Here is a 13,644-nt window from a genome sequence, read left to right on the forward strand (position 1 = left end):
GGCGGATCTCCGCCCAGTCCTCCACGCTGATCACCCATCCTCCCGGCCTGACTCAACGAGTCAGGCCGCCAAGGAGGGCCACAATTCATCCGGTGAAAGTGGTCTCACATTGAGCCGTTGCCGACACTCCGAGACGTCGATCGCGATTCGCCATACCTGCGCGCCGGTACACCGCCCACATCTTGGGCTCTTACGGCGTACCTCACGTATGGCCAATTCTCTGCCCTCAGTGCAGCTTGCGCACTTGTATGCGCCCCAATGCTCCGACCTACCGTTCTCGGCCGACCGGAGCACGCGGACACCGCAGGGGGACGCATGGCAAGAACCGCGCGACAGATCCTCAAGGAACTCAACTTCACCACGAGCGTCCACGTCCGTTCGACGGCGGATCTGGTGGAGCACACGGACAATGCATCGGCGGCCATCGACAAACAACGACGTGAGAAGGGCCAGGAAGCAGGGCGCAGAAAGCCCGACTTGCAGCCCGTTGCGCGGGCCGAGTGCGGTCGGACCATCGAGTTGACACCGTGGCAGGTGCTGCATGCCATGGCGCGGGGATACGTGCTGGCAGGACAGGGCATGGCACGAGGTCTCGCGGAACACTGGCAGAGCCTGAAGTACTGCGAAGCAGTTCACGGCGACCGGGCCGGAGCCCTGGAGCTCACGGACAAGGGCCGGACTGCCGAGCGCAGGTACAAGGCCATGCAGTCCCAGGAGTTGGGCGTCGGCTTCGGACTCGCCGTGGCAGAGCACATCGTGAAACGGCAGTACCCGGACCACGTGGTCTCGGTCGTGGACACAAGCACGGTGCTGCGAGCCGGCTGGGCCTTGGGCGGCTCAGAGCGGTCGAAGGGTTCACGGCCACGACCGGACTACCTCATCGAGGCTTGGAAGCCCGGCGAAGCGTCGATCGTCACCTTCGTGGTGTGCAGAGGAAACCACCAGAAGCCGAGCAAGCGCACCAGCCGATCCCGCAGCACCACAGTCCGGCAGTTGGCCAGGGGATCAGAGCTCGCTGAGGGCATGCAGATCGGCCCATGGAACGCAGCCCAGTGCCTTCTGCTCTCCACCGAGCTGATGGGACAGGGCGGAGTCGTGGTCAACGCCCTTCAATCACCCGGTGAAGCCCTCCTCCCCGAGCGCCTACCCGGAGCGCCGCGCAGTGCCGATCTTGAGGCGGAGGAAAGGAGCGGCATCCCCTACCCGAACGCGATCCGAATACCGGCGCACGAAGGGAAACGGGAACGGACCGTCGACGGTTTTCAGGTGTCCGAGAAAGATCTCGGCTGGTTCGGTCAACTCCTGGCCCGTACCGGAAGCGCCGGCCTGACCGCGTTCGCCGGCGGAGGACCCAAAACAGCCCAGTACCTGACCAAAGGCCAGGGCCGACAGCACTACGAAGTCCCAACCTTCGCAGCCACGGCCAGCGTCCACGACGCACACATCATGATCGGCAACACCAAGTTCGTCGGCACGGACCACGTCTTCCGCATGGAGACCGTACGAATCGAGGCGTTCTCCGGCATGGTCGAGGAACTGTACGACTTGATCAGCGAGGGGCGCGTCGAAGAGTACCGACACACGGCATACAAGCTCCGCTCCAACTGGTACGGCACGGACGCAGGCAGGCGCTGGAACGGCCCGATCTCCTTCCACGAAGACGGGACCGTCATGGCCCTGAGCATCCTCCCGATCCGCAGAAGGCGTCCGCTGTGACCTACTTCCGGCAATCCTGCTGCCCCCAGAGGACACATGGTCCCCGGTTTGGCCAACCGGGGACCACGTGTCATCAGGACTCCGACACCCAGCGAGCCCGGCCGACGTTCCCGCTCGGCCCTCCCCAGCAGAGCCACCGAGCGCGGCCCATCCAGGCAAGTTCGCCAGTGACACCCCTCGCTTCATGCGATACGCCTAACACGGGCCGATCATCATGAACCTCTTCACCATCGGCTCGGACAAGGCCGCCGGCCAACTGGTCTGGATAGCTCAGGGCACCCCCGGCACCACGTGGCAGCCCGGCGAGTACTACTGAGCCAACGCCCTCCACCGAACAGGTACGCAACCCGGAACTGTCCCGCGGACTCTGCGACCGCAGCGCCAACCTGCTGTCGATCACCACGCGGTTCCGGACCGACAGTCAGTGACGCAAGTCGCCACCTGATGCCCCCAGGTAGCCTCGTGTCCGCTCCGTAGGGCGAGGCCACCAGCAGCAGAAGCCTGCGCGGGGGTCGGCTCGACCATCATCGAAGTCCTGCGGCCTGCTTAAAGGCAGCTGTCCGTTCCTTCTCCGTGGCAGTCTTGCTGTGTCCGTGCAGGGTGCGGCGCAGTGCCGTGGCAATGTGAGGTGCGGGCCTAACGGCGTAGCCGAGTGCTGCGGCACTGGCGGCCGTCGCGTCGCGGAGCACAGGAGTAATCTCGTCCACGAGGTTGTTGGGAGGGTCGTCGGGGGCTTGTGTAAGTAGCACGGCGATGAGCGGGCCGACACGTTCGATCGTGCCTTGGCCCTTTGAAAGGGCCGCCAGGAGGACCTTCCATAGGGGCGCGGGGTCAGAGCAAGCGGCAGCGATGCGTACAGCGTCTGCTTCGCCCCATTCGCGAGCCGCGATGGCGTCGTCGAGGTAGTCCGAGATCGCCTGAGAAGCCTGCGGACTCGTCGAGATGAGGATGAGAAGAGCAGGTAGCTCGTGGGTTGTCGATGTGTTCAGTGCTGTGATGAGGATGTCTGTCGATGCCTGAGCCGCTCGATCGGCGAGGGCAGGGCAGCGGCCGTTCGCGGCCACGAGCAGGGCCACTTGGCGTTCCGAGTCGACTGCGTTCCAGAGGGCTGCGGCATGCTGCCACGATCCTGCCTCGCCTGTATCCAGGAGGTGTTGGGCAAGCAGGTCGGGAAGTCCGTTGCTCTGGGCCAGATCTGGACGGTGAGCTGCTGCCACGGCGAGTGAGCGCTCATGGTCAGGAATGGCGGCCCAGTGCTGGGTGATCCATGTGAGCCACTGCACGCCGACTGTCTGGTCCGCTACGTAGTGGGCCGCAAAACCTGCATTCTCAGCTGGCTGCGTGCCCATCCGATTGTGGAGGTGTTGTAGTACCTGACCCAGGCGGGCGGCTCTCGTAGGCGCGTCGCCAAGCAGAACCCGGAGGCTGGAGAAGTGATCTGCACTGAGGGGAACATGCTGCTGTGCGAGGCGGGGCGTGAATTCGTCGACGAGTACTTCGCCCGCTTCGCGGCCCGCGTCAGTCGTCATGACCGCGGCAAGGTGCCGACGTGCGAAAGCGCTTTGGGCGTCGTCGCTGGTGAAGCCAGCCGTCAGGGCCGTACGGCATGCGCGAGCGGCATCCTGAGCTGTGGGGTCGTCGGTCCTTACCCGCATGAACGTCAGCACGGCTTCCGCGAGGGCGTCGGCAACGGACACGTCGCTGGATGCCGTCTCTGCAAGATGGCTTGCGATGGCCACGGCGCAGGTTGCCGCGTCCTGCTGTTGTAGGTCGGCCAGAATGCCAGCTGCTGCCGAGGCGAGTTCTAGGCATGTGTGCGCGGTTTGGCCGAGTGCCTCGGCAACGACCGTGCTGACCTGGCGTCCGTCGGGGGCGGTGTGGTCACCGAGGATCCGTAGCCAGCGGTGGAGAAATTCCAGGGTCCTCTCGGAGCTCTCGGCATCGTCGTCATCGATGAGGAACGTGGCCGCGTGCCCAAGGAGCTCTGTGGCAAGCGTGGCGTCAGTTGCCGCATCAGAGGCGGTGGCTCGGCCCCATTCGTCTTTGGGAACCGTGCGCTGACGCAGAAGGTCCACCGCGTGCCTGCGCAGTGGGTCAGAGTCTGCACATAGCCATTCTAGGACGCCGCGCATAACTGGCGGCTGCCAATGGTGGTAGTCGGCTGCCTCGTCAATGGCACGGCGGACCTCGGCTGTGGTGGTGCGGTCCGCCACACGCCCGGCCATCGTGAGGAGTGCTTGGTACGCGTCTGGTGGCCACAGGGCGCGCTGTGCTGCGGGCGCTTCGGCATGTTCTACGAGCCATGCCTTCAGGTGCTCGGGCCCACCGGTGCGGGCGAGGATACGGAAGTACTTCTCCACGGCGGGTCGCAGCTGCTGCGCGTGCTCGTTGGGAGGGAGGAGGATCAGCGCCCTGGCCCAAGTGAAAGCCGGCTGATCTGTCTCGGCGGTGACTCCGGGGACCGGTGCGGGAGGAACGCTGAGACTGGCGTAGAGGGAGGGTAGGTGAGCCGGGGGCATGAGACGGAGGATCCCGATGAGGTGGTGGGCCGCAACCGCTTCTCGGGTCTGTGTGCGTCGGCTGGCGATGCGGTCGGTCAGGTTGAGCAGAGCGCGTCCGACGGGGTCGCCGCTGGAGTCGAGGTGGTCTATGAGGCTGGGCGTGGATGCGAGAGCCTGCACGATGGCTGCCATCGTGTTGTCGAGGTCCTGGCCGGTGCGCGCTGCCCCCAGGGCATGAGTCGCGGCAAGTAGCACACGTGCGCGCATGTCGATAGCTGTGAGGCGGTCGCGGAAGGCATCGGCATCACGCTGAAGCAGTTCACGTTGGACGGCTGCAGCTTGGTCACTGCCCAGCGCACGACTGGCCGGAGTGGAGCCCAAAGTGAGGAGCGGCATCAGGTGCGCCGGACGTCCCATCCGCGCCCTGAAGGCCGTGGCCCGCAGATAGCTCAATCCGGGGTTCGCCTCGGTATCGAGACGGGGCAAGGCACCGACGTCGTCGCCTGATCCGTCCTCCTGCTCAGCCTTGATGGTGTAGTCCTCAAGGAGCGGATCGCGGAGCGCGCTGGGCGCATTGAGCAGGGCGTCGTCCAGGAGCGCGAGCAGGTCGTGCTCGGCGCGGATGGCGTCGTACAGGGCTCGGTAATCGTGGCGCAACACAGTCAGCCGGGCCAGGGTGATGGGGTAGCCGGTGACTTCGCCGCGGGCGATCCAGGCGGACGCACCGTTGTCCTGCTCACGTCGGATCGCGAGGCCGTAGTCGGCCAAGAAGGCATTAAGCAGGCGGATGGCATGCCGGGGATCACGGACATCCGGGTGGATCAGCGTTTCGAGTACGTCACGCAGAGCCGAGATGCCGCCAAGCCGGGCAACCAGTTGGTGTGGTTCGGGCTGGGTGAGGAGCTGCTCAAGGTACTGCCGGAGATCTGCGTCATGGTGGGCAGGAAGCACGAGCCGAACGGTGAACAGCTTGTTCAAGTACTCCTGCGCGGCCTCTTCCGTCGCCTTGCGTTCGGCGGCCCGGGCCGGAACATGCTGTCCACTGCCACGGTCCCGCTCGACGGGGCGATGGGCCAGTCCCGGACGCACGCCGACAATCGCCTCTCGGACAATGTCCTCGTCGCAGGAAAGCAGGAACACGGGCGGGTACTTGTGGTACGTACCGGTGAGCAGCAGGCTGCGCACGGTGGTGATGGCTTCGAGCACTTCACTTGCTGCCAGGCGGTCAATGTCATCGATGGCTATGACCAGTCGGCGATCGATGGCTTCAATCAGCCCGGAGAACACCTGCTCCAGGTCATCTGTGGATTCCGGGCGCGGTGTGGTGAGGGTGATCTCGTGCTTCTTCAACATTGACAGCGCGCCGTCTTTGGCGGTCCCGAGAACGCACGCCACCACGGCAGCGCCCGACAAGGCAGTTGTGAGCGGTCCAGCCCCCTGAGCCGCGAACCAGGTCCAGGCCGATACACCGGCTCCGAGGCCACTGAAGTGGCCGACCGTCACCACAACTGTGCCGAGCAGCCAGATCGTGACCAGGGAGGCGAGAAGCCACGCCAGCGCCACACCAGCGGCTGCGGGGTAGGTGAACCACCGCGTGCCCCCTGGCTTGGCGGCATTAGCAGTGGGACGCGACGCAGTGCGCTGCCGCCCGCCGTCCAGACAAGCCCGTTCGGATTCCCATTTCCCGACAGTGATGAGCCTCTGCCGCTGAGCTTCGTCAAGCAACCCGTACAGCAATCCCCTTGCCCGGGCTGAGCCACTGTGCCGCTCGGCGCTCAAGTGCAGGATCGCCCACTCCTTGTCCCCTCTCAGTTCATCTGCGAGGAGACGCACGACGGAGGACTTGCCACTGCCGAACGGCCCGAGCAGTCCGACAGCGAGCGGCTGAGTGGAGCCGCGAACGATATCGAGAAGTTCACGACTCACTGACCGGTGATCAAAACGATCTTGATCCGGTGAGTCAATCGCGCTGTCCTCGATGATCCACGGACGTCGTCGTGCCATGTCGTACCGCTCCGCTCCGAACCGGCTCTATACGGGTGAGCGGATGATATGGGTCACCACTGACAATCGGAGCCCGCGCCAGGCTCAGCCGAACCACCGGAGCAACTCACATAGGCATGCGTCTGTGGACTACGCGACCCAAGCATGCACGCAATCCGCCTGCAGCAAGGCAGTCCGGTGTTGGTAACGGACTGTGAACAGGACTCTCGACGTCAGGGGCACCGCAGCGCCGCCCCGTGACTCAACAACGAGCCGCTCCCTGGGGAGAATTTGGGGAGTACGGGCGGCACTGGGGAGCGCGTGGGGAGAATGGGCTACATATCGCGGCCCGATCCTGAAAGACGCTGAAAGCTTCATCGCCGCAGGTCAGCGACAGCGAATGGCACATCGTTCCAGGTCAGCGCCACCTGGTAGACGACTTCAAGAAGATCTCTTCTTGGGCGGCGATTCTGTTCGCTCCGACGCTGGTCGGGACGGTCTACGGGATGAACTTCGAGCACATGCCGGAGTTGCACTGGGTGTTCGGATACCCCCTTTCCATCGCCCTGATGGCCGCCGTTTGCACCAGTCTGTACATCATCTTCAAGCGGCGTGATTGGCTCTGAGCAGCCGCTTCACGCGTTCCCACAGGGGCCGGGAGACCCGCCTTGCTTCCCACTCAGCTCTATCCGCGCGACGTCGCCGACCCTGCAGCACATCACACACGGCCTCCGCCTTGAACTGGACCGCCTGCCGCATCCGGTGGTCCGAAGCCATACCGGCCGATGCGGCACCCGGGAGGAGGTGTGTTCGGGCAGGCGAAGGCTACTGGCGGCCGAAGCAGTCAGCAGCGTGCTGCCCTGAACGGTGAGCGGAAGCCCTCTCAGCTGCCGAGGAGCGCCGCAAGCGCCTGGCCGACGAACGCCGCGGAGGCCAGAAGTCCTGCCACCGTCCCTGCGTCCTGCAGTGCCTGCCGCAGCCGGGCCAACCGCTCCGGCGAGACGTCGCCGGTCCCCGTGATCTCTTCCTCGACGCTCGCAAGTACCTCGTCAAGGGCAGCGATCTCAGGGCTTTGCACCAGCCGCTGCAGATCGTCACGCAATTGCCTGACCCCGGCCAACAGTTCAGCGACCCCCGGGTCTGCGGGCTCAGCACGACCACTCTCGTTGTGGACGGCGTAGGAACTATTGGTGTTGCTGATGGCTCCGATCAGGCCGCCGACGACCTTCTGGCCGAAGTTCAGATCGCCACCGCTGCTCCTGCTCATGCGACCCCACCCTCTTGAACGGCCTCCTGGGCCGGCGGTTCCATCGTATTGGCCGCCGTGTCCGCGGGCGCCTGCTGCATGCCCGGCTGCTGTGTCGCCGGCTGAGTAACTGCCTCGCGGATCTGACGGATCTGACCCAGCTGTTGGAGTAGGGCGGGTGCCGCGGCCCCAACCGTCAAGGCACCGAGTGCCCCAGTTGCCTGGCCGCTGGTCCCGAACGCCGTAGCGGCGGCCCCGCCGAGCACCAGTCGCGTAACAGCGATGGCGACCACGGGCGGCAGGTCGATGAAGTTGAGGAAGCTCGGAGGATTCTTGCGCTTGTTGCCTGTTGGCGTCAGCCGAGCCGCGCGCCATTCGCCCAGCCGGTTGAAGAAGGCGACTGCTTCGATCAGCGCCCCGCCCGCCCCGCCGATCAGCATGTACTCGATCACCGTCATCTTGTCGCCCTCCCCCGCCCATGCTGAACGACCGCGTCCCCATGGTGCCACTGCAGCCGCGCGTGCCTCTACGCCACTTCGGCGGTAGCCAGGCAACCGCATGCGCCAGCGACGACTCGGCAAGGGTCCAGCATGCGACCGGCAGGATCTCCGCGTACGCAGAGAGCAAGCAGGGGCAGGATGAGGCCGACGCGCTGCCCTGCGGCTCACGCCATAGTGTTGCCGCGCCGTAGAAGGGTCTGGCATCCGGGGCTCCAGGGCAGAGGGCGGCCGACTGCCGACCAGGCTTCCCGGCACACCTGAGGGTCAGCATCGACGCAGGTCGCCGCATCTGTTGGGCTTCTAAGCCAGTCCCGCCATCGCCATTGCCGGGGTCCGGCAATGGCACACAGCCCAATGTGCCTGTTAGCGATCTGTCAAAAACGCGTCAAGGACAAGTAAGGTTCGCTCCGGTGTGCCGGGAAGCCTGGTCGGCGAGCAGGGGATAAATCTCTCTTCCGATCGGGGTGTCCGTCATGGTGCTCGTAGCGGTGTTCGGTGCCGCACTGCTGGTGGCGGTGCTGTTGTCCGGCCTGGCGGCACGGACGGTGCTCTCCACCTCCTTCCTCTTCCTGGTCGGCGGAGCCCTGGTCAGTGACGGGTTCCTCGGGCTGATCCACATCACGCCGGACAGCGAGATCGTGCACGTGACGGCCGATCTGGCACTGTTCGCGGTGCTGTTCACCGACGGCATGCACGTGTCGCTGCCCAAGCTGCGGGCCAACTGGAAGAACCCCGCCCGTGCCCTCGGCCTGGGCATGCCGCTGGCGTTCGTCTTCATGGCCCTGATCACGCACTTCCTGGTGGGCCTGGACTGGACGACATCCTTCCTCGTCGGAGCCGTCCTGGCGCCCACCGACCCGGTGTTCGCCTCGGCGATCGTCGGACGCAGGGAAGTCCCGGCGAAGCTGCGGCAGTTGCTGAACGTGGAGAGCGGCATCAACGACGGGCTCGCCCTACCGGTCGTCCTCATCCTGATCGCGGCCGCCGGTCCGACGGCCGACAGCGCTGAGGCATCCCCCGGGAAGATCGTCCTGGAACTGCTGCTGGGCCTCGTCTTCGGCGTCGCGCTGCCGCTGCTCGTCAACGCGCTGGTGCGCTTCCGCCTCCTGGGCGCCGAGCCGAAGCTGCAACCGCTGCTGCCACTGGCGACCGGGATCATCCTGTACGCGGTCTGCCACCTCACCCACGCCAACCCGTACCTGGCGGCGTTCTCGGCAGGTGCGGCGCTGGTGCACGTGTCCGCGGAGGCGAAGGAGTCGTTCGAGCCGCTGGGCGAGGCGCTGGCGGAGCTGGCGAAGTTCGCGGCGCTGCTGGTGTTCGGTGCGCTGCTGACTCCGCAACTCTTCGGCGACCTGTCGTTCGGCGGCTACGTGGCAGTGGTCCTGGCGATCGTGCTGATCAGGCCGGCTTCCCTGCTGCTGTCACTGATCGGTACGAGCCTGTCCCGCAAGGAGAGGCTGGTGGCGGCCTGGTTCGGTCCGAAGGGCTTCGCGTCGGTGGTCTACGGTCTGCTGGTGCTGCAGTCCGGTATCCCGCAGGCGGAAGAGGCGTTCACGCTGATAGCGGTGTGCATCGCCTTCTCGATCATCGCGCACAGCTCGACGGACGTGCCGATCGCCCGCGCGTTCGACGTCGACGAGCTGGCCGGAATCCCGTCCGGGCGCGAGGACACCGACGCACAGCCGAAGGAGGCCCCCGCCGATGCGCGCACGTGATCTGGCCGGTTCTTACCCCGCCGTGTCCGCCGACGCCGATGCGCTCGGCGCGGCCCGCCTGCTCGTACGGGAACAGTTGCCCGCATTGCTGGTCCTCGACCGGGACGACTATCCGTATGCCGTCGTGCCGTCCGCTCGCGTGATCGGCGCTCTGCTGCCCTGGTACATGCGGGAAGGGCCGGTTCCTACCACCGTGGTCGACGATCACTTCGACGAGGAGGCCAGGGAGGCGATGACCGGACGGTCGGTGACCGAGTGGCTGCCGCGCGGCCGTATCACGCCCGCGGTCGTCGGCCCGGATGCTCCGCCTTCGCAGATCGCCGCGCTGATGGCCCGCAAGGAAACCCCGATCGTCGCGGTCGTCGAACGCAACGGCGACAAGGCCACGTTGATCGGCGCGATCACCGCGACCGCGCTGTTGAAGCACATCATCGGAGGATCGTGAACGACTGGCACAGCTGGGCGGCCGTCGTCGTCTTCGTCGGCGCGTACGCCCTGATCATCAGTGAGAAGATCCACCGCGTCGCCGTGGCGCTGGGCGGCGCGGCCCTCATGCTCGCGATCGGGGCGACCGACGACAAGTCGGCCTTCTACTCCGAGCACAGTGGCGTCGACTGGAACGTCATCTTCCTGCTGCTGGGCATGATGATGATCGTCGGCGTGCTGAAGAAGACCGGCATGTTCGAGTACCTGGCGATCTGGTCCGTGAAGCGGGCACGGGCCAAACCCTTCCGGGTCATGGCCATGCTCGTCGTCATCACGGCGGTCGCGTCGGCGCTGCTGGACAACGTGACGACGGTGCTGCTCATCGCACCCGTCACGCTGCTGGTGTGCGAGCGTCTGGGGCTGCCGGCCACCCCCTTCCTCATCGCCGAGGTGATGGCCTCGAACATCGGCGGCACCGCGACCCTGGTCGGTGACCCGCCCAACATCATCATCGCCAGCCGGGCCGGCCTCACGTTCAACGACTTCCTGGTCCACCTCGCCCCGATCTCGGCGCTCCTGGTCGTCGTCTTCGTCCTGATGTGCCGCGTGATGTTCCGCAAGTCCTTCATCTACGACGAGGACCGCGCCGCCGAGATCATGGAGCTGGAGGAACGGGAGGCCATCCGTGACCCCCGGCTCCTCGTGCAGGGCCTGATCGTGCTCGCGCTGGTGGTGGCGGGCTTCGTCCTGCATCCGGTGCTGCACTACGAGCCGAGTGTCGTCGCCCTGCTCGGCGCCGGACTGCTCATCGCCATCTCGTCGGCGGAGACCGGTGACGTGCTGAAAGAGGTGGAGTGGCCCACCCTGGCCTTCTTCGCCGGGCTGTTCATCATGATCGGTGGCCTGATCGAGACCGGCGTGATCGGCGAGATCTCCAAGAACCTGGCCGACGCGATCGGCGACAACGAACTCGGCGGCTCCATGACCCTGCTGAGCGCCTCCGCCGTCCTCTCCGGCATCGTCGACAACATTCCGTACGTCGCCACCATGGCCCCCATCACCAGCGATCTCGTCCAGAACATGGGTGGCGGCAGCGACCACGTCATGTGGTGGGCCCTCGCCCTCGGTGCCGACCTGGGCGGCAACGCAACTGCCATCGGCGCCAGCGCCAACGTCGTCGTGCTCGGCATCGCCGAACGCAACCGCCAGCCCATCTCCTTCTGGCAGTTCACCAAGTACGGCCTGATCGTCACCTTCGTCACCGTGACCATCGCCCTCGGCTATGTGTGGCTGCGCTACTTCGCACTCGCCTGAATGGTCGTCTGGTCCGGAAAGAGGTCTACGCATGGACACATCGCTGGTGGCACCCGTGACCGTCGTCGCCATGCTGGTGATCCGAACCGCGCTGGTGGAGATGCGCCACCCGGGAAGCGCACGCCGACAGTGGTGCTTCGTTGCCCACCGTCGGCCGATGACTGCGGGAGCCACCGTGGCGGTGCTTCTCTGCGTCGGCGGGTGGCGGGCAGCCGGGATCGCTTCCGTGGCGTGGGCCGTGCTGGCCGGGGCACTCGTCGCCCACCTCGTCCACCTGTCCACCAGGCCGGAAGCGGACGAGGCGGAGAACCGGAACGGTGGACGTCATTGAACTAGCGGCAGCGCCTGAGCGTGCCTCCTCTGGGAGAGGTGATCCGGGTGGGTCCGTCTGAGATTGTCCTGCTCCACGACGATGGTCGCGTCATTGGGCGGCTGCGCTTCCGCGCGTGCCCGACGTGCCGTACAGGCCGGATCCTGGACATCTGGGTGTGCAACGCCTGGCAACGACAGGGCCTGGGACGCGAGCTCGTTGATTCCCTGCTCGCCCTTCGCCCCGGCTATCGGTGGAGCACAACATTGCAGACCCGGGACGGGCGGGCCTTCTTCCTGGCGATGACCCACGAGACCACTGTCGCTCTGCCCCACGACAGCCCGTTGTGCTGCCACCTGATGGGATCGCTCCAGCGATGGTGGCAACGGGTGCTGAATCGCTGGTTACCCCGCTGGACCCGGGTCCAGTGACGAGTCGGTCACGGCTGCGGGGCTTGCTTGGGAGGTCGGGCGGCCGACTGGCAGGAGCTGGCGATGCCGGGCACCCTGGCAGGCTCTTTCATAGGCGATGTCCTGCACCTCCGTGCCAGCGGGACGGCGCACCCCGAAATCGGCCGGACACTACCGTGACAGCTGCGGACGATGCGTAATCCCCACACCGCCGGGGTTCGGTCCTGGCGTACGCTCCCCATGCCCTGCTGTCAGGGCGCTTCGGACGCACCAGCTGGTTCTCTCTGCGCCCGGTGTTCCACGGGACGAACCTGTTCACGGGAGATCGCGACACACATCCTGCTCTGTCCGGAGCGGCCCGAACAGATCGGCCTCGTCACGGCGACTCCTCCGCCGCTCGGCACGCCGGGCAGGTCAGCTGTCGGGCGGGCCAGTCGTGGATCACCTTGCCCGGACTGGCAGGCCCGCGAAGCAACTTGCTCTCCACACGGACGTGTTCAACGCAGACGGCCGCACCGCACACGTAACAGACGGCAACGGCGACCTCACTACGGCCCTGTTGGACGCATTCATAGCAGTTCATGGACGGACCTTTCGCCCAAGGACGCTGCCGACGAGAGGCTGGAGCACCGGCATTGGCCATCCTCCGTCGCCAACCTCTTCGCTGTCGCGGCAGATGTCGCCCGGTGCCGCGCGGAGTTCCCCCGAAGAAGCCTCCTAAACGCAGCCAGATCATCGATCGCCGCTGTCGACACGTGCCGCGAGCAGGAGCACCGCTCGACGGTGCCGAGCGCCCCAACCGGGTCCGACTCGTGAAGCCGCACATGCGGGCGATGACGAACTGCACGCCGGACACACCGAGGGCCTCACGCCATCCCACAGTGGACGGGCACAAGGGCCCCTGCCCTGTCAGCACCGGGGCGTCCCCGCCATCTGGCCGACAAGAAGGGTCAGGCCAGATCGTTCGACGAGTCACACCGAGGGAGTACGGGGGGCAGCTGACTGGGAGCGTGCGCTGTGCGCCGTCGAGACAGGCGGAGAATCCGAGGCTCTGCCGACGTCGCCGTGCATGGGAAGGGGACGCCTCACATCGGGGCGGCGGACAGGGCAGGGCACCATTCCGGCGGGTATCGCCGCGGCACGCGTGCAGCGCAAGCGCCGAGGCACGGCTACGGCCAGGCATCGGCTCCTCCGCCCCGCCATTCGATCAATGGCGTAGCCCCGGCCCTGCGGCTCGTGTACGCCTCGTCATGGACGCGTCCGTCATGTGCCGATGCTCTCCCCACGTGGTCATCCCACCCACGATCGCTTCCAGGGCACAACAGCGGACATGGGTAGTTCTACGACACTCAGCCATCGCCATCACGGGCAAGTGGCTGGTGCGAGCGACCGTGCTCGTGGCCAGGAGGCCGTCTACCTCCCGGACTCACCGAAGAAGACGGCTTCCTACTGGCTGCTGACACAACTCACCAACATCGCTGGCTTCTTCACCGCCTGACCCCTGACCGCCTCGCTGGTCCGCG

11 protein-coding genes and 1 pseudogene are annotated in these 13,644 nt (G+C 66.1%); 8 read left to right on the forward strand and 4 right to left on the reverse strand.

Going from position 1 to position 13,644, the window contains the following annotated elements; all coding sequences use genetic code 11:
- Nucleotides 1-315: 315 nt before the first annotated feature.
- On the forward strand, nucleotides 316-1,716 hold the full coding sequence (locus AB0I98_RS38640; protein ID WP_362950063.1) for a hypothetical protein: 1,401 nt from the start codon (nucleotides 316-318) through the stop codon (nucleotides 1,714-1,716).
- 524 nt (nucleotides 1,717-2,240) lie between these two features.
- Here AB0I98_RS38640 and AB0I98_RS38645 read toward each other — a convergent pair.
- The gene (locus AB0I98_RS38645; RefSeq protein ID WP_362950065.1) at nucleotides 2,241-6,221 is read right to left on the reverse strand and encodes a P-loop NTPase fold protein; all 3,981 of its coding nucleotides are present in this window, start codon (nucleotides 6,219-6,221) and stop codon (nucleotides 2,241-2,243) included.
- A 413-nt stretch (nucleotides 6,222-6,634) separates the two neighbouring features.
- On the opposite strand from AB0I98_RS38645, the pseudogene AB0I98_RS38650 reads away from it, so the two are divergent.
- Nucleotides 6,635-6,826: pseudogene (locus tag AB0I98_RS38650) on the forward strand (CorA family divalent cation transporter); the annotation flags it as partial.
- Nucleotides 6,827-7,083: 257 nt separating this feature from the next.
- Here the strand turns inward: AB0I98_RS38650 and AB0I98_RS38655 are convergent.
- Both AB0I98_RS38655 and AB0I98_RS38660 read right to left on the reverse strand, forming a co-directional pair.
- A complete protein-coding gene (locus AB0I98_RS38655; RefSeq protein ID WP_362950067.1) occupies nucleotides 7,084-7,467 on the reverse strand; it encodes a hypothetical protein in 384 nt (127 codons plus the stop codon).
- The gene (locus tag AB0I98_RS38660; RefSeq protein ID WP_362950068.1) at nucleotides 7,464-7,904 is read right to left on the reverse strand and encodes a hypothetical protein; all 441 of its coding nucleotides are present in this window, start codon (nucleotides 7,902-7,904) and stop codon (nucleotides 7,464-7,466) included. Before AB0I98_RS38660 ends, AB0I98_RS38655 begins: the two co-directional genes overlap by 4 nt.
- Nucleotides 7,905-8,419: 515 nt before the next feature.
- Here AB0I98_RS38660 and AB0I98_RS38665 point away from each other — a divergent pair.
- From AB0I98_RS38665 to AB0I98_RS38685, 5 genes are read left to right on the forward strand one after another with little or no spacing between them, the layout of a single operon-like run.
- Nucleotides 8,420-9,661: a cation:proton antiporter gene (locus AB0I98_RS38665; protein ID WP_362950070.1), complete on the forward strand. Its 1,242-nt coding sequence runs from the start codon at nucleotides 8,420-8,422 to the stop codon at nucleotides 9,659-9,661.
- Nucleotides 9,648-10,106: a CBS domain-containing protein gene (locus AB0I98_RS38670; RefSeq protein ID WP_362950071.1), complete on the forward strand. Its 459-nt coding sequence runs from the start codon at nucleotides 9,648-9,650 to the stop codon at nucleotides 10,104-10,106. Before AB0I98_RS38665 ends, AB0I98_RS38670 begins: the two co-directional genes overlap by 14 nt.
- Entirely contained in the window at nucleotides 10,103-11,401 is a 1,299-nt protein-coding gene (locus AB0I98_RS38675; RefSeq protein ID WP_362950072.1) for an ArsB/NhaD family transporter, read from the forward strand. Before AB0I98_RS38670 ends, AB0I98_RS38675 begins: the two co-directional genes overlap by 4 nt.
- A 31-nt stretch (nucleotides 11,402-11,432) precedes the next feature.
- On the forward strand, nucleotides 11,433-11,732 hold the full coding sequence (locus AB0I98_RS38680; protein ID WP_362950074.1) for a hypothetical protein: 300 nt from the start codon (nucleotides 11,433-11,435) through the stop codon (nucleotides 11,730-11,732).
- 47 nt (nucleotides 11,733-11,779) lie between these two features.
- Nucleotides 11,780-12,142, forward strand: a complete 363-nt coding sequence (locus AB0I98_RS38685) for a GNAT family N-acetyltransferase (protein ID WP_362950076.1) — start codon at nucleotides 11,780-11,782, stop codon at nucleotides 12,140-12,142.
- Between the two features lie 355 nt (nucleotides 12,143-12,497).
- On the opposite strand, the gene AB0I98_RS38690 is transcribed toward AB0I98_RS38685, so the two are convergent.
- A complete protein-coding gene (locus AB0I98_RS38690; protein WP_362950078.1) occupies nucleotides 12,498-13,304 on the reverse strand; it encodes a DUF2180 family protein in 807 nt (268 codons plus the stop codon).
- Between the two features lie 189 nt (nucleotides 13,305-13,493).
- Here AB0I98_RS38690 and AB0I98_RS38695 point away from each other — a divergent pair, with 189 nt between their 5' ends.
- Nucleotides 13,494-13,619, forward strand: a complete 126-nt coding sequence (locus AB0I98_RS38695; RefSeq protein ID WP_362950079.1) for a hypothetical protein — start codon at nucleotides 13,494-13,496, stop codon at nucleotides 13,617-13,619.
- Nucleotides 13,620-13,644 lie beyond the last annotated feature (25 nt).

Origin of the sequence: Streptomyces sp. NPDC050211, assembly GCF_040656035.1 — a bacterium.
Taxonomy (GTDB): Bacteria; Actinomycetota; Actinomycetes; order Streptomycetales; family Streptomycetaceae; genus Streptomyces.

What these genes read in the sequence shown, in the direction of transcription:
- AB0I98_RS38690 (WP_362950078.1), bottom strand. Translation starts at nt 13,304, where the DNA reads ATGCCTGGCCGTAGCCGTGCCTCGGCGCTTGCGCTGCACGCGTGCCGC.
- AB0I98_RS38665 (WP_362950070.1), top strand. Translation starts at nt 8,420, where the DNA reads ATGGTGCTCGTAGCGGTGTTCGGTGCCGCACTGCTGGTGGCGGTGCTG.
- AB0I98_RS38640 (WP_362950063.1), top strand. Translation starts at nt 316, where the DNA reads ATGGCAAGAACCGCGCGACAGATCCTCAAGGAACTCAACTTCACCACG.
- AB0I98_RS38680 (WP_362950074.1), top strand. Translation starts at nt 11,433, where the DNA reads ATGGACACATCGCTGGTGGCACCCGTGACCGTCGTCGCCATGCTGGTG.
- AB0I98_RS38660 (WP_362950068.1), bottom strand. Translation starts at nt 7,904, where the DNA reads ATGACGGTGATCGAGTACATGCTGATCGGCGGGGCGGGCGGGGCGCTG.
- AB0I98_RS38645 (WP_362950065.1), bottom strand. Translation starts at nt 6,221, where the DNA reads ATGGCACGACGACGTCCGTGGATCATCGAGGACAGCGCGATTGACTCA.
- AB0I98_RS38655 (WP_362950067.1), bottom strand. Translation starts at nt 7,467, where the DNA reads ATGAGCAGGAGCAGCGGTGGCGATCTGAACTTCGGCCAGAAGGTCGTC.
- AB0I98_RS38670 (WP_362950071.1), top strand. Translation starts at nt 9,648, where the DNA reads ATGCGCGCACGTGATCTGGCCGGTTCTTACCCCGCCGTGTCCGCCGAC.